The following is a 17,098-nucleotide window of genomic DNA, read 5'->3' on the forward strand; positions in this document are numbered from 1 at the left end:
CCTCCTAGTATGATAATGCCTTATTGATGGCATGAATTATTTTTTCACTGCTTGGCAGGTATTCTTTTTCGAGAGAATACACAGGCACTGGTGTGTCAAAACCCGTAACCTTTTGAATGGGAGCTTTCAAATAGAAAAAGGCAGAATCATTAATAACGGATATTATTTCTCCGTTAACTCCACCCGTCGCTGGCGCTTCATGCACAATAACGGCACGACCTGTCTTCTCTACAGATTCCTGGATGGTTTCTTTATCTAATGGGTAAAGCGTTCTTAAATCAATAACCTCACATGTAGCGTTTTGCTGCTTTTCGAAATGTTCGACAGCTTTCATAGTATCCGGCACCATCGCTCCCCATGTTAGCAACGTAACGTCATTTCCTTTCTTCTGATAGGAAGCTTTTCCGAGCTCGACTGTATATTTTTCTTCAGGGACCTCCGTACGGAGCGAGCGATAACTTCTCATTGGCTCTAAAAAAAGCACCGGGTCCGGATCTTCAATACTTGCGATCAGCAACCCTTTGGCATCATAGGCATTTGATGGAATCACAACCTTCAGTCCAGGAATTTGCGTAAATAAAGCTTCTACACTATCTGAATGAATTTCCGGTGCTTTTACTCCTGCCCCGTAAGGAGCTCTAATAACCATCGGCACCGTATAACGTCCCATCGTACGTTGCCTCATCCTAGTGGCATGGGTCATTAGTTGATTGAATGCTGGATAGATAAAGCCTAAAAACTGCATCTCAGCGATTGGACGAAAACCATTAATAGAAAGACCGATCGATGTTCCAATGATTCCTGATTCGGCAAGCGGAGTATCGATAACACGTTCTTCCCCAAACTGAGCGAATAATCCTTCTGTGGCACGGAAAACGCCTCCGTTTTTCCCTACATCCTGCCCAAGAACGATGACGGATTCATCTTCTTCAAGCATCGTTCTCAATGCATCTGTCACTGCCTGAACCATCGTTAATTTCTTCACTTGAATAGCAGTCGTCATGACATTTGCCCCCTCTTTATCTTCCTATGTTGTTCCCGCTGTTCTTCCAGCGTCCAAGTCAGCTTTTCAAATACGTTTTCAAACACATCATCAATATTCGCCTCAGGGTACTTTTGCATTTCATCTAGAGCCGTGTTGATTTCATTTGTGATTTTATTCTCAGTATTCGTTAACCACTCTTCATCCCAGATCCCTTCATTTTTCATATACTTTTCCAACCTTGACAGCGGGTCGGTAGTTTTTCTTCTGTTATCGATTTCTGCTTGATCACGGTATTTCGACGGATCATCCGCTGTCGTGTGAGCACCATATCTCCATGTGACGGCTTCAATAAGCGTCGGTCCTTCACCGTTGCGAGCTCGTTCTACTGCCTTTTTTGTTTCTAGATAAACAGCCGCAATATCATTTCCATCGATTCGAATACTTGGAATTTCATAACCTAATCCTTTTTGAGCAATCGTTTTTGAGTTCATCTGCTTTTCCATTGGCACGCTGATGGCATAACCATTATTCTGGTTAAAGAAGACGACCGGAACTTTGAAAACGCTTGCAAAATTTAGCCCTTCATGGAAATCCCCTTCCGATGTTGCACCATCTCCAAAGTACACGAGGGAAACCCGGTCTGTGTTTTTCTTTTTCTCTGCCCAGGCGACTCCGGTAGCGTGAAGCAGCTGAGAGGCGATTGGAACCGCTGGTGGAAAGATGTTCTTTCCTTCGGGAGGGATCCCACCTTCTATACGGCCGACCCAATATAATAATAGATTGCGGAGCGAGTGACCGAATGTCATCGTTGCCGCATGATCCCGGTAAGTTGGGAACATCCAGTCACCTTCCTCAACCGCTAAAGCACTGCCCACTTGGGCCGCTTCCTGCCCCTCATAAGGTACATAAGTTCCGATTCTACCCTGGCGTTGAAGGTTTACGCACTTTTTGTCCATCATGCGCGCTCTCAACATCTTTTCATAAAACAGTTTGAGCAAATCAGCCGTCAGCATGTCCGTTATTTCGGAATTAACAGCTTCCCCTTCTTCACTGATGTATTGCATTATTGGAAATTTCTCAAGCATGTTCATTGCTTCAACACCCCTTTTTCATCTTTTTGCTGCTCTTTCAAATAGGCTTCCAGACAGTCGATGAAGTATTGATTGTCTTTCTGCTCACCAATAGTTACACGAATCATTGTCGGATATCCCATTAAGTGACCTGGTCGGATAATCACTCCAAGATTTAATAGATACTCATAAACCTCTTTAGCAGGAAAGCCGATATCAACCATAATGAAGTTGGTTTGTGTTGGAAAATAAGATAGATTCATAGCTTCGAATTGCTTCGCTAATAACTCGCGCCCCTCTTTATTCAATCGAATGCTTTCATAAAGAAACTCATCATCATCCAAAGAAGCGGAGGCCGCTGCTTGAGCCAGTCGGTTGATATTAAATGGCTCTTTAACTTTATGGAGATCGTTTACCATTTCAGTTGCCATTAGTCCGTAGCCAATTCTTAACGCTGCTAGACCGTAGACTTTTGAAAAAGTCCGTAAAATCACCATATTTTTGTACTGATCGAGTAACGGGACAGTTTCCAAATATTGAGAGGAATCTGTGTATTCATAATAAGCTTCATCCATCACAACTATGACGTGGGAGGGGACTTTTTTAATAAAAGCCTTTAAACGTTCTTTATGTACGATCGTGCCAGTGGGGTTATTAGGATTGCAGACGAACACCATTTTTGTTTTCTCGTTAAAGGATTCGCCCATTTCCTCTAAATCGTGCACGCCTCCCTCCTCCATCTCAATCTCAATGGGAACGCCGCCTTCGATGATGACATTTGTTTTGTAGCGTGGAAATGTCACCCCTGCCATCAATACCTCATCACCTTCGTTTATGTAAGTTCTAGTTAGTAATCGGATAATCTCATCTGAACCATTTCCAAATACGACTTGATTAGATGACACAGCGAGTTTATTCGCTAATTTTTCTGCCAGCAGCGGTGAAGTAACCTCCGGATATAACGGAATTTCCTTCATCTCAGCACGTATTGCTTCTGCTGCAAGCGGAGAATAACCAAAAGGATTCTCGTTGGAAGCCATCTTTACAATTTTTGAAAGTCCTTTTTCCCGCTTTAATTCTTCCACCGGTTTCCCCGGAGAATACATCGCAATCTGATCGATTTGTGGACGTGGTTTTACCATAAACTTTTCCCCTTTCTGACATCCATTTTCAGGAAATTATTATCACCAATGTTTATTTTAGAATTATCTAAATTTTCCATCAAGAATGCCATTTAAAGTTTAACTACGTTATCGCATTAAAACTTTTTTATTGGATAACGCCTAAATCTTGTCATTACAGGACTTTACATTAATTGCAGAATGAAAAATTTGTCTTAATTTATCGAAAACTTATTTATCTTTTTAATAAAAAACAAAAAAACCCCCTTAGGTAATCCATAAAATGGATCACCTAAGGGGTTAATCATTTCCTATAATTCGAGGGCAGGCTGTTAATCCGTCTTCAAATGTTTCTTGAATTCTTTCATGGTACGCTCAGTGATATTTGTCGTGTAGATTATCGGCCGAATAGAGGAAGGATAATTCGAGAACGTAGTCAGTACGCTAAAGTCCTCCCTCCAAGATCTGGTGATTTCGGGATATATCTTCTGCCATGTATCGCAGAAGGCGTCCAACTGCTTTTTAGCTTCTTCATTACTGTTGGACTGATAGAAAGCTTTCATTGCTTCTTCCAGGCAAGGAAGACCTTCGTAAATACCGAGAAAAAACTTCTCACAACCACGGTGGTAGATATCAGAAATGACTTCCTGCCAGCCAAAAGAGCTTTGCTGATCTCCGGCATAGAAGCCGATATGTCACGAAAGCCGTCTTCCGTTACACCGATGACGATGAGTTGGTCGTTAACTATGAAGATACCCTACCTCTTTTTTTGTCTTCAAGAGCTTTTATACAAAATATCGTACGTCATCAATCCAAGTATAAGGAAATAAAAAATCAGGAATAGGGATTCCATTAGATAAAATAAAGACAGCCTATTCAGGCTGCCTCCATTAAATCTATTATCCTAGTCCAGTCTCATCCACATTACACAAATAGGAAAGCACCGTATCTTTCATAGGAAGATCCACTTTTCCGTTAAGCGCATCAACCGCTATGATATCGTAAGTGCGGTTTCGGTTTTGTGTGTAGCCAATCCAATATGGCACATACACAAGCCACTGGTCTTTAATCGTCACATCGATTTTCTCTCTTCTTTTTTCTTTAGCAAAGAGTTCCCAGTAGATAACACTTTTGGCTGTATCTTTACTGAGAGTCTCTTGCACAGGGAAGAGGTTTTCCTCAGTAGTATGAATAGCATAATCCACCGGTAAAATAGCATTCATCTGGCTTAAAGGTTCAATTGCAATTCGTCCTTCCATACCGTCCTGAACAGCATGGGTGGTGGCTTCGTAATTAAAGCACCAAAACGGGACATACACTTGTTCGATTGAGGTTAACTTATTTGTCTGCCTAATCTTTTTCCACCAGTTGGAGTGGAGGTAATCGTTCATTTTCATTGTAGCTTCCTGTTGATCGACAAGCGGTTTTAAATAGTTTGTCATGATTCAACCTCCTACAGGTTTTGTAGATAAAGCAGGAATGCGATCACTACGAAGAAATAGATAACCAAGTAAAGCGGCCATCTCTTCGTTCGCTTTTCTTGCTCCACACTTTCTACTGAGCTTGCAGCTTCAGCACGAGAAGCAAGGTTATTCTGAACATCCTTGCTCGTACGGTCAATGGTGAGCCCGTCCACTTTTTCTGCAGACGGTGCTTTAGAGAACTTACTTACCACATATCCTACGCCCACAGCTACCACTGCACCGACAAGGTTATTCCACAACCAGGAAATCTCTCCAAAAGCGGTTACTGCCCAAACGGAGATCATTCCAGCAATAACCCCAGTAAAAGCCCCGGTACCATTTACACGTTTTGTAAAAATAGCCAGGATGAAAACACCGAGAAGTGCTCCGTAAAAATAAGAACCGACTTTGTTAACCGCCTCAATGACAGGTCCTAAATTGCCAGCAAAAAATGCAAAGATCGTTGCATAGATTCCCCAGAAAACTGTGGCGTAACGGGAAGCTTTCAAATAATGTTCTTCCGACGCATTTTTCTTAAAGAATTTACTATAAAAGTCTCGGACAGATACGGCAGATAAAGAGTTCAATGCTGAGTCAAGACTGGACATCGCGGCAGCAAATACTCCGGCCATAATTAATCCAGATATCCCAACAGGCAGTTCATTAACAACAAATCGCGGAAAGAGTTCGTTCAAGTTCTCAATATTTGGGTCGCCTGCATATTGATAATAAATATATAGAAGCACACCAATCAATAGGAAGAGAAGCATCTGAGGGATCATCAAAACCCCGCTTAACACAAGGGATAGCTTACTTTCACGAATCGATTTACTCGTAAGCACCCGTTGAATTTGACTCTGGTCGGTACCAAAATAAGCAGCATGAAGGAAGAAACCACCGATGACTCCAGCCCAAATGCTGTACTCTACGGATAAATCAAATGAAAAGTCCAGTGATTCTAGCATCCCCGTTTGAGCGGCAGTGGTCATTACTTCGCCCCATCCTCCAGGGACATCCTGAAAGATGACAAAGACACTCAGTCCAGCTCCTACCCATAGCACGACCATTTGAATGACGTCTGTCCAAATAACGGCACTAATTCCGCCAAGCACAGTGTAGGAAACGGCAATCACTGCCATCAAAATGATTGTGAGACTTAAGTCCATACCTGTTACAACAGATAGAACAAGTGCCGGTGCATAGAGGACAACCCCTGTTGCAAGGCCACGCGCAATAAGGAATAATGCAGCGGTTAATGTTCTAGTTTTAACGTCAAAACGACGCTCCAGGTATTCATAAGCAGTATAAACTTCAGTTTTATAGAAAAAGGGAACAATCGTTGCAATTAAGAAAGCCATGGCCAACGGTACGTTAATGAACGTGGTCATGCGCGTCAGACCGCCGTCATATCCCCATCCAGGGGCACCAATAAAGGTAATCGCACTGGCTTGAGTCGCCATAACGGATAAACCGATGGCCCACCACGGAATACTTCTGCCTCCAAGGAAATAATCCTTCGTTGATTTTTGTTTTTTACCAAAGGCTGCACCTACTAAAGCGGTTCCAAGAATATAAACAATAAAGATAACGTAATCGATTAAAGTAAAACTGCTCATTTATGAACTTCTCCTCTCTGTTGTTTCAAATGGTAGATCTCCATAAAGCGCCTGCTTGCTCTTTTCAGAAGTTCAGGCCCACACTCCATAGCTTCCTTTAGTGTCATGGGCTCGTCTACAATAGGAAGGACCGCTGAAATGCCCTCTTCCTTAGCCAAACTCATATCGCCTTCTGATTTCCCTGTAAAAGCGATACAAGGAACACTTGCCTTTCGTGCTAATCGGCCGATTCCGATCGGTCCTTTTCCATAAAACGTCTGCATGTCCATTTTACCTTCACCTGTGATGACAAGATCCGCGTCCTTAATATGGTTTTCTAACTCTCCAAGTTGGGCGATCAATTCAAAACCACTTTCCACATGAAGATTTTCCAAAAGGCTGAACAAGGTGAAACCGAAGCCTCCTGCGGCACCACTACCTTCGTGATCTCTGACCACTTTACCGGTATGGTGTTCTAAAGCTGAAGCGTATCGCTGCATGGCTGATTCAAAGTATGGCAAACTTCCAGCCGCCACCCCTTTTTGCGGCCCAAAAACTGAAATCGCACCTTGCTCTCCCAACAGCGGATTGGTTACGTCAGAGGCGATGATCCACTCTACTTCCTTAAAGCGTTCAGCCGCATCCTGAGTTTCAATTTTAGCCACGTGTTGTAAGGCTTCACCATTCATCTTCAATTCGGTTCCTTCATCGTTGAAATACTTCACACCAAGCGCCTGAAAACAACCCGTACCGGCATCTACCGTAGCACTTCCTCCTAAGCCAAGGATGATTCTTTCTGCTCCCCGGTCAAGAGCTGCTTGAATAAGCTGGCCAGTACCATAGGTGGAAGCCTTCAATGGATTTAACTCCTCGCTCTTGAGTCGCGGAAGACCCGAAGCCGCAGCTGTCTCTACGATAGCCGTTTTAGTCTCATTCACCCATCCATATTCAGCAACCACCTCTCGCCCTAGTGGATCCCGTACCATTTCAGAAACGATTTCGCCACCTGATATCTTAACGATAGCTTCAACCGTACCTTCTCCGCCATCAGCAATAGGGATGGATTTAATATCACAAGAAGGAGAATAAGATCTCACTCCGGATTCAACAGCCGAACATGCTTTTGCACTGCTCATTGAGCCCTTGAATGAATCAGGTGCGACAATAATCCTCATTTCTAGGCCTCCTTTAACCACAAGGCTTGATAGGGTTCTACTGTAAGAGTCGATAATTCTGAAGGATAGTTCGACTCACTAATTACATCTATAAGTGCTTTATTTCCTAATTCTTCTTTCAAGGAATCTGTCGAAACTTCCAATTGCTGTTCGGATACGTTAATGATCGCAACTAGTTTTTCTTCGGTTTCTTCATGAGTACGAACGATCGTAAACAACCTGTCGTCTAGAAAAAGCACTTTTTGGTCAGCATTTGGATGGAACGCTATTTCAGCTTTTCTTTTCTCAATACGATCCATAAACCGGTTGAATATTCTTTCACGTAAACTCCCATCTTTTTTCAGTTCTTGCTCCAAGTCTTCTACAAACAATTTTTCCCGATTGATCGAACGGTTTCGTCCAGTCGCCTCAACGCCTTTCTGATCATTCTCAGAGCCTAAAATACTATGAATATAAATGCCCGGGACGCCTTTAACTGATAACAGAATAGATTGTGCTGCAATAAACCGATCAACGGTTTTCTGCTGCGTATCATCCTCTTTCTTCAAAGCACTCAAATAGTTGATATTCAGTTCATAAGGGCTTTTCGTTCCATCCCCGTTATCTTTATAAGATACATAGCCTCCATTTCGTTTTACGCGCTCGGCCATCTTCTGTACTTCAGCTTCCTCCAGGATTCCTACCACTGGACGTAATCCGACCCCATCATGGGAGGCTAGGAAATTAAAAAAGGAAGTGTGTTCACTAGTCGGTTCAAGCGAATCTGCCCACTCAGAGAGATGCTTGGCATTTCCCGAGAGAAAAGCATTGAGCGTCAGCGGTGGAAGTGGGAATTGGTAGACCATATGCGCTTCATTTGAACCATCACCGAAGTAGCTGATGTTATCTTTGTGCGGAACATTCGTCTCTGTAATGATGATAGTGCCAGGGGAAATTTCTTCAAGCACATCGCGCATCACCTGGACGATTCGATGCGTTTCATCCAAATGAATACTAGTCGTATTTAAGCGTTTCCATAAAAACCCTATCGCATCGAGTCTAAGGTATCGCGCTCCGTGTTGAACGTACTGGGCAAGAATTTCAAGCACTTCTAAGAATAATGCTTCACTCTCATAATTCAGATCGATTTGATCTTCACTGAAGGTTGTCCAAACGTACTTTGTCCCCTCTGCATGCTCGACTTCTGTAAGTAAAGGTAATGCTCGCGGCCTGACAATCGAGCTGTGGTCAAGGGATGGATCAGACTCTACAAAATAATCCTGATAGGAAGGATCACCTTTTAAATATTTTAGAAACCAATCACTCTTACTTGAAATATGGTTGATTACGGCATCAAACATAAGATCATAATCCTCTGCAAGCTTATGTATCTGTTCCCAGTTTCCGAGTTCCGGGTCTACTTTTAAATAGTCTTGGACTGAAAAACCGTCATCCGACGTGTAAGGATAAAAAGGCAGAATATGAACAGAATTAATCGTATCTCCTACATACTCATTTAAGAATTCTTTTAAGGTATGCAAAGGTTTTTGGGTTGAGTTTTTTACAGAATCACCATAAGTGATCAACATGACATCTTTTTCATCTACCCATTCTTTCGGCTGGGTACCTTGTTTATATTGGTCAATCAGCTTATAAATCGCTTTCAAAATTCGAGAACCTTTTTCATCTCCGTAAACTTTATATAGATTTTGTTTGATTGTATCTATACTATTTTGACTCATTTCTGTTCCCTCCTATGTGTGTTAACGCTATCATAAGAAAGATACAGAGCATTTTCTATGTTACAAAACATAAAAATAACACCCCAAAACCCATGAATTTTTAGTATAAGAACCAAAAACCTGTTAAGCTATCTTTCAAGTTATCTTATAAAACGCCAATGCTATTTGAATTAACGTTGAATCATTGATATTACGGGGGTCATATCCTGTCACTTCGCCTATCTTTTTTATTCGGTACTGCAGGGTGTTCTTATGAATATGAAGAACTTCAGCTGTATCTTTAATCGACCCGTTGTTTTTATAAAAAATTTCCAGTGTATGCAGACAATCAGGTATTAATTTTAATTGAGAAGGGCGGAGTTTACGTTGGATAAAATCCTGTCTGAACGATTCAGATAAATCATACATAAATGCTTCTACACCAAGATCTTCAAAATAATATAAAGGTCGTTGGTGATCGACTCCGAACCGCAGCGCCCGCTCCGCTTCTTCCACTGACCTCCATAATTCTCCCGGTGAACCACAAAGACTTCCAACACCCGCTACACTCTTTTGCTTATAGGTTACTTCCAGAGCCTGTTGAATTTCTTTAATCCTGTAAGTGATTAAATTTTTCTGCTTCTGATTTTCCTTATGTTCATCAACTGACAATAAAAGCATGTAGCTAGAGCTTCCGTTAGGTATTAAAACATGCTCGTTCTTTTCAGGGAAATGCTGTGAAATTAAGCTTTCTAAAGCGCGTCTGTACCGTTGTAAGTTAAGTTCCTCTTTAACATCCACATCTGACTTTTCGATTCTCTTATGCCAATATTCTTGGAAACCACTCATTTCTAAAAGAACAGCCACCCTGGACTTATATATATTGATACCAAACATCCAGCCGCGTGCTGCAAATAGCTTCTCATCGTCAAAACGATTACTAACCCACTCTTTAACAAATGTTTCCCTTGCCTGATTTTCAAGTTCTACTTGTTCTTCTAAGTAGGCTTCTTTGATTAAGATTTCAGTCATCCGTTGTAAGAGAGATCCCAATTGATTGACTTCCTCTGGATCACCAGTAATACCAATCACTCCGACTACCTGTTCATGGAGTCTTACAGGTAAATTGATGCCGGGTTTAGCCCCCTGATAGGTTTCATTGGAGGATATGACTATTTTTTGCTTAGTTCGTAAAACTTCAGCTGCACCTTCATGAAAATCTCCAATGCGATCCGGATTCAAGCTTGCGATAATTTTAGCTTCTTCGTCCATGAAATTGATGTTTCTATTCATAATAGATTCTGTTTCGTGCACGATTGACTGTGCGACTTCTTTAGGTATCAGCATTTAACGAATCCTCCATTTTTTCACTTAGTAAATCACATTGTACATGAGAATGAATGGCAGCCATATGTATGTCGGAAAATATTAAACCTTCCCCATGAAAGATAAATGAGTAAGTATCCTTATCCCTTAGGCATATAGAACTTTCAATAAGAGCTAGAATTTTACTACCATAGTTCATTACTCGCATAAAACCTTCCATAATATATCGTTGTTAACGGAATTAGTCTACACCATTCATTTTCAATTCTCCTACAAACCCAACTTCTTTCTTCAAAGCTTGCCCGTAAATGCCATTTATTTTAACCCTTGAAGTATGAGGCTCATCTATAGCTGTTAACATACACGACTCTCATATTCCTAAAGGATCCAGCAAAACTTCGCCATCTTTTACCATCTATCCAATACTTACTTGCAGTTAATTAGTCACAATGTACATGTATGTGAAATAATTCACAATAAAGTCATCATTGCTTCCTATATCCACCTCCTCACCATGATATAACAGAAGTGAGAAAGGATTTAGGAGGTGGGAAAGTTGAAGTTCAAAAAAGAAATAACCTGGCTGGTCTATTTTGCAAGTATCGTTTCACTATTCGTAGCATCCATTGGTGTTTCATCGAGCCATAGTTCTCCCTCCACTTCATTTCAATCGATTCAAGGAGAGAATATACCATTATACGGGAAAGGGTTATATCAATTAGACTCGGTGAGTGCAGCCGCTCAGGTGATCGCTCAGGACTGGGTAACCCTTTTATTAGGACTGCCATTATTATGGTTCTCGTTACACTGGGCTAGAAGAGGAAGTATGAAGGGACGAATCCTTCTTGCTGGAACAATTGGATACTTTTTGTACACCTATGCCTCGTATGCTTTGCTACTCATGTATAATGATTTCTTCTTACTGTATGTTGTCTTGCTTTCCACTTCGTTTTTTGCCTTCACGTTAACCATGATGTCATTCGATTATGAAAAGCTGCATCAATCCTTTGATGCTACTATCCCTGTAAAAACAATCGCTGGATTCTTGTTTTTCCTTGCGTTTCTACTGCTCGCTTTATGGCTAAGCCGAATCCTGCCAGCTATTATTAACAATACCCCGCCCACCGGTCTCGAACATTATACGACGCTTGTCATCCAAGTGCTAGATCTCAGTTTTATCGTACCCGCAGCTATTCTATCCGGCGTACTCGTCCTTCGAAAACATGCATTTGGTTATTTGCTTGCAACCATCCTCATCGTAAAAGGTATGACGATGCTGACTGCCATCACAGCTATGATGGCTAACATTATGAGAGCTGGAGAGGCTGTTTCCATTATAGAACTATCCCTATTTCCATTATTGAATATCTTCGTGGTGTACTGTCTTATTCTTATGTTGAAACACGTAAAGGAACATAAATCTGTTACAGGAGGTCCTTCCCATGAAAACACTAATCGTTTACGGCACCAAACACGGTAGTGCTAGAAAGGTAGCGTATAGATTACATGACAAATTGCCGGGAGATGTCCAGGTAAGATCTGTCACAAAGGAGAGTATCCCGTCTTTACAAGATTTCGATACAATCATTCTCGGAGGTTCTATTTATATGGGGAAGATTCAAAAAGAATTAAGGCAGTTTGCGGAGGAAAAGGAGGCGGAACTGCTCCAGAAGAAATTGGCGCTCTACATCTGCGCCGGAGAACCAGATCCTTCTCTGCGAGTTCAGGAGCTGAAGGATAACTTTCCAGAAAAACTGTACGACCATGCCGTCGTTAAAGAAGTGGCTGGTCACGAGATTCATATGGATCAGTTAAATCTATTAGAGAAGTCCATTTTGCGCATGAAAGGCGTTAAAAACAGTTCCTCTCAGTTGTCAGGGGAAATAATTGATCACACGGCTGAAAAGCTGGCAGAACCTCACTAGTAAGTGGGGTCCTCCATTTAGCATCCACACAGCACACAAGAAAAGGAGCTCCTCAATAATGAGAAGCTCCCTATACCAACTCTTTAAAAGCCTATGGACAATTAGGTTATTAGAATGAAAGAAAATGATGGCCGACAGGCACCCCTGTCAGCCTCAACTATAATAAGTTATTTTTTCTTACCCTTGAATTGAATCTTCACTTTTTTATCTTCATCAGCTGGAACATTAACATACAATGTTTCGTCTTCTTCATTATAGAAATAGGTTTCCTGGTTTTCTTTAACTTCCTTAATGGAATCTACCTCTTTATATTTTGAACGAGCTGCTTTAATTTTCTTAGGAGCATTCTCGCCATTCAGCTTAAGTGTATATGATTCTATTTCAGTATCATAACCTGTCACTTCATTTTTGTTAGTAAACTCTATGTGTTTACCTTTACGTTCTACTTTGAAATTTGTAATGTTGTATTCTCCATCTTTATGATCAAGAGTGGCACCATCATCTTCGTAGAAGGAATAGGTCGCTTCTTCTTCAAGATAGGTATCGAATACTAGGTTCTCCATCGGTTTTTCACCTGTGTACTGTTGTACTTCACGTGTTGGAATCATTGAATCTTTCTTTACGTAAATAGGTAAGTGCGAGAGTTCGGCTTCTGTGTGAATCGTTTGTCCACCTTTAAATTCTTCACCTGTCCAGTAGTCCACCCATGTTTCGCCTTCAGGTAGATAGACATCACGCTCTGTTTGTCCTTCTTTAATAACAGGAGCTATCATCATCGATTCACCGAACATGAACTGATCACTTATGTTATACGTGTTCTCGTCTTCTTGGAACTGATACACGAGTGGTTGCTGTACAGGAGTTCCGTCTTCCGATGCTTCAATGAACGTATTGTAAAGGTAAGGCATCAGTTTATAACGCATTTCGATGTACTTCTTACTGATATCTTCAACTTCCTCACCAAAGGACCATGGTTCTTGTCCTTGTTTAACGGCGGCTTTCTTATCACTATCATAATGAATACGGGAGAACGGAAGGAATGCACCGACTTCAATCCAACGTGCAAACATTTCAGCGTCTGGACGTCCGGCAAATCCGCCAATGTCATTACCCACGAACGGAACTCCAGAGAGTCCGATATTTGTATTCATTGGTATGGACATCTGCAGGTGGTCCCATTCACTGACGTTGTCGCCTGTCCATAGTGCAGCATATCGCTGGGAGCCGGCGAACATATCACGTGTGAGTACGAATGGACGTGTGTTTGGTTTGTACATTTCAAAAGCTTTATATGTAGCTTCCGCTTCATCGTGTCCATAAAGATTATGATATTCAGCATGACTCCGTTGATTTTCATCTTCACCAAAAGTAACGTCTAATGGCATGGTGTGATAAGGTCCGTCAAAAACAGCTGGCTCGTTCATATCGTTCCATACGCCGTCGATGCCTTTATCAAACAAGACATCATGTTTGCTTGCCCACCACTCCCGGACTTCTTCTTTGGAAAAGTCGGGGAACATGGAATCACCCGGCCAAACTTCACCTACAAAATTGGTACCATCTGGATTCTTCGCCCAGTAATCATTTGCAGTTCCCTCGTCATACATAAAGTAACCAGGATCCTTCTTGACGGCAGGATCATTAATGGTGATCTTGTGAAAATTCATATTATCAAGCTTTTGATGCAGAGCTTCACTTCCAAATTTATCAGCCCAAGTGAATACACGATATTCATCCATATAATCAATATCAAAGTGCATAGTATCCAGTGGAATTTCTTTTTCACGGTATGTTTCTGCTACTCGCTCAATATCCTCCGCGGTATACTCCCATTTGGATTGATGCAATCCTAAAGACCATTTTGCGGGTTTATCCATTTTACCCGTTAGTTCCGTATATTGGTCTAATACATCTTCAATTTCTGGGCCATACATAAAGTAATAATTCAGCTTTCCATCGTCAGCGTAGAAATAATAGTAATCATCACTTTCGCTGGCCATTTCAAAATAAGAGCGGTTTGTATTATCAAAGAAAATTCCATAAGCTTTTTCATCTTTCAAACCCATAAAGAATGGTATGGAAGTGTATAAGTATTTTGTGTCTGGCTGGTAGGCATAAGCGTCTGTATTAAACATACCGATACTTTCTCCACGCTGATTTAATTCCAGTCCGCCCTGCTCGCCAAAACCGTAGAAGGCTTCGTCTTTATCCGTTTTCTTATATACATATGGTTTTTCACCATCATAACCGGCGCCGTTTTGCATGTAGTCTTCGTTAATAACGTTGCCTTCTTTATCAAGAAACTTGATTCCGAAAGGCTCTTTTTTAATCTTTATCGTGATTTCTTTAGTGGAAAGGGTAATTTCATTGTCTGCTTGAGAAAGGTCAAACTCAGGTGCAGCCCAATCTTTTTTCTTAATCGCTTCAGAGAAATACTCTTCTTCTCCCTCTTTGAGAATCGATACTTTAGCCATGTCTTCAGAGAAAAGACGAATAAAAGCCTGCTGGTCTGAAGAAAGGTCCAGCATGACACCATTATCTAGCTGTTTCACGTCTTCAACTACAAGTTGTTCCTGAACTGCTTCTTGACTCAGTTCTTTGTCGGGGTGAGGTTGTGTGACAGCTAATACGTTTGGGGCTTGTGCTGAGAAAACTGTCGCTGCAATTGCGGTGGTAGCAATCAGGCGGGATACATTTTTAGATGGTTTGTGCATGAAAATATTCACCTCTACTTCTATTTTGTGGCAATCAGTTGCCCGTCTCTTACTGTAAACATGTATATACATGTTTACAATAGCAGAAGATGATTGAGATGAAGGGGGCCCATAGAATCAGACACTCTACAGTGGTAAGGATGAAAACGGTTATTTACATAAAGTAGAAGGATTACAAAAAAATGAAAATAAAACTTTATGCTCACGTTTTTTTTGGGTGTGACAAGTAGGTGAAAGCTTTGCTTTTCTGAAAATAGGAGAAGTGTTCCTATTTATTACTACAGAAATTTAATATAAAAATTCGTACTATAGTTAACTCTTAACTTATTCAACTATATCCACTAAAATATAGAAGGACTTACCCCTGGTCCCTTCCTACCCAAAGCTAAAAAGGAAACCTCTCTTAAGCTTTCCTTATCCTTTCTTCTATGCCTTTAACTCCTATGAAGAGTACAAAAAAGAGCTCCTCACTATGAGAAGCTCCATATATTAATTCTTAACAAACCTATGAACAATCATGTATCCCCCGGCAATCGTGGCGAATATAAGAAGCAAACCCGCAAAACCATCGGTAAATCCCGTACGCTCAATCGCAAATCCGAATAACGGAAAGCTGATCATGATCACAAAGCTCTCCATTAACCCAATCAACGAAAAGAAAGTGGATCTGACATTACTTTTCAAGAAGTTTTGCACAAATGAGCTGAAGATTGGCTCAAACAGACTCAACAGCTGGGCAAGAAAAAGGAATGATAAAAGAATCGCCCAGTCCGTGGCAAAAATAAATAGCGTGAAAAATAATAGAAAAAGCCCTATGCCATAATACAAAATATTGAAGAACTTAAACCGTTCTTCGACCTTATAAGCAATCTTCGCCATCACGACTCCAAGGAGCCCTTCTACCGTAAAGACGGCGCCTACAACAACAGAAGAGTAACCTAACTGAATGAAATACTCCTGACCGTAAAAAACAATAATTACCATCACGGCACTTGCCAGGATAAACAGCACCACGGGCTGGTGAATGACCGGATTACTCCTCCATACATTCACTCCCAATTTAAACTGATGCACCCACTGGTTATACCAGCGACCTGCGACATCTTCTGTCTTTTCACGTTCCGGCTCCTTCAATAAAAAAAGCGGAATTAATGCAAGAACGTGCGTGAAGATGGTTGAGCCATACACCCATTCCCAGCTGATGTCCGCCATAAAACCGCCAAGAAATTTGGCGAAGCTGAGTGACAACAGGGCAATAGCCGTCATCGTTCCTATTACTTTTGTGTACTCCTTCTCACGGTTTTCATTTTTCAAGGCGTCGTAAGCAAATGCCTGCTCAGCGCCTGAATGGAAAGTGATCATCAGCCCCATTGATAAAAAAGCCAGCGAAAACATGGAAAATGTTCCGCTAATCAACATGAACAGTCCGTAAAGAATGCTGAACAAATTTCCAATCAAGAGACTCGCTTTTCTACCATACAAATCTGCAATCATCCCTGTAGGTACCTCAAATAGAACAATCGCCAAGTGTAGAAACGCTTCTAATAAACCAATTTGACCAAACGTCATTCCTCTGTCGCCAAGATAAATTACCCACAGGGCACGGTCAAAAAATAACTGAGCAAAAAATATATACCCATACAGCATGTAAATATTACGTTTTGTTTTAAACATTTAATTTCGTCCTCTCTTATACATAAAAAACCACACGGAAACCACTCCCGTGCGTCTCTCTTCGCTATTTTCAGGAGTTCATCCATACGTTCACATCTATGAAATTTCAGCTAAAAAAGGACACACTTGTCCCGAGGACGGCTGAAATTCCAATAATAGACATCATATAAAGAAGATATTTACTCTCACTTTTGATGTCTAACGTGAACGTATGCATGATTTTCCCTCCTTTATGTATAAGATCTTTTTTCATTATATGACTTAAATTATTTATGGACAAGGTAAGCAGGGACATATCTATCGCTCTGCAGCTATCTGCTTGATGTTCTTCATTCCTTTAAGACTGCTTC

Annotated in this window: 12 protein-coding genes and 1 pseudogene; 2 read left to right on the top strand and 11 right to left on the bottom strand. The window is 41.2% G+C overall.

Annotation, left to right across the window (positions count from 1 at the left end):
• Positions 1-4 precede the first annotated feature (4 nt).
• The 9 genes and pseudogenes from BMZ06_RS06120 to BMZ06_RS06160 form a co-directional block, all read right to left on the bottom strand.
• Positions 5-1,003 (bottom strand): alpha-ketoacid dehydrogenase subunit beta, encoded by a 999-nt coding sequence (locus BMZ06_RS06120; protein ID WP_089751144.1) that lies wholly within the window; start codon positions 1,001-1,003, stop codon positions 5-7.
• A complete protein-coding gene (gene pdhA, locus BMZ06_RS06125; RefSeq protein WP_089751254.1) occupies positions 1,000-2,070 on the bottom strand; it encodes a pyruvate dehydrogenase (acetyl-transferring) E1 component subunit alpha in 1,071 nt (356 codons plus the stop codon). The genes BMZ06_RS06120 and pdhA overlap by 4 nt, the downstream gene beginning before the upstream one ends.
• Before the next feature lie 2 nt (positions 2,071-2,072).
• A complete protein-coding gene (gene hisC, locus BMZ06_RS06130) occupies positions 2,073-3,197 on the bottom strand; it encodes a histidinol-phosphate transaminase (RefSeq protein WP_089751145.1) in 1,125 nt (374 codons plus the stop codon).
• Positions 3,198-3,495: 298 nt separating this feature from the next.
• Positions 3,496-3,906, bottom strand: a pseudogene (locus BMZ06_RS21255) (transposase); the annotation flags it as partial.
• Between the two features lie 169 nt (positions 3,907-4,075).
• Positions 4,076-4,618, bottom strand: a complete 543-nt coding sequence (locus BMZ06_RS06140; protein ID WP_089751149.1) for a hypothetical protein — start codon at positions 4,616-4,618, stop codon at positions 4,076-4,078.
• A gap of 11 nt (positions 4,619-4,629) precedes the next feature.
• Entirely contained in the window at positions 4,630-6,255 is a 1,626-nt protein-coding gene (locus BMZ06_RS06145) for a sodium:solute symporter family protein (protein WP_089751152.1), read from the bottom strand.
• Positions 6,252-7,409, bottom strand: coding sequence for a glycerate kinase (locus BMZ06_RS06150; protein ID WP_089751154.1), 1,158 nt, complete (start codon positions 7,407-7,409; stop codon positions 6,252-6,254). Before BMZ06_RS06150 ends, BMZ06_RS06145 begins: the two co-directional genes overlap by 4 nt.
• Before the next feature lie 2 nt (positions 7,410-7,411).
• The gene (locus BMZ06_RS06155; RefSeq protein WP_089751156.1) at positions 7,412-9,130 is read right to left on the bottom strand and encodes a sugar phosphorylase; all 1,719 of its coding nucleotides are present in this window, start codon (positions 9,128-9,130) and stop codon (positions 7,412-7,414) included.
• 135 nt (positions 9,131-9,265) lie between these two features.
• Positions 9,266-10,456: a CdaR family transcriptional regulator gene (locus BMZ06_RS06160; protein WP_089751158.1), complete on the bottom strand. Its 1,191-nt coding sequence runs from the start codon at positions 10,454-10,456 to the stop codon at positions 9,266-9,268.
• A 526-nt stretch (positions 10,457-10,982) separates the two neighbouring features.
• Here BMZ06_RS06160 and BMZ06_RS06170 point away from each other — a divergent pair.
• Positions 10,983-11,915, top strand: coding sequence for a hypothetical protein (locus tag BMZ06_RS06170; RefSeq protein WP_245755960.1), 933 nt, complete (start codon positions 10,983-10,985; stop codon positions 11,913-11,915).
• The gene (locus BMZ06_RS06175; RefSeq protein WP_089751164.1) at positions 11,878-12,360 is read left to right on the top strand and encodes a flavodoxin domain-containing protein; all 483 of its coding nucleotides are present in this window, start codon (positions 11,878-11,880) and stop codon (positions 12,358-12,360) included. The genes BMZ06_RS06170 and BMZ06_RS06175 overlap by 38 nt, the downstream gene beginning before the upstream one ends.
• 167 nt (positions 12,361-12,527) lie before the next feature.
• Here BMZ06_RS06175 and BMZ06_RS06180 read toward each other — a convergent pair whose 3' ends face one another.
• Both BMZ06_RS06180 and BMZ06_RS06185 read right to left on the bottom strand, forming a co-directional pair.
• Positions 12,528-15,074, bottom strand: coding sequence for a glycoside hydrolase family 31 protein (locus BMZ06_RS06180; RefSeq protein ID WP_089751166.1), 2,547 nt, complete (start codon positions 15,072-15,074; stop codon positions 12,528-12,530).
• A gap of 489 nt (positions 15,075-15,563) precedes the next feature.
• Positions 15,564-16,748, bottom strand: a complete 1,185-nt coding sequence (locus BMZ06_RS06185; protein ID WP_089751168.1) for an MFS transporter — start codon at positions 16,746-16,748, stop codon at positions 15,564-15,566.
• Positions 16,749-17,098: the final 350 nt, after the last annotated feature.

Origin of the sequence: Halobacillus alkaliphilus, assembly GCF_900113125.1 — a bacterium.
GTDB lineage: Bacteria > Bacillota > Bacilli > Bacillales > Halobacillaceae > Halobacillus > Halobacillus alkaliphilus.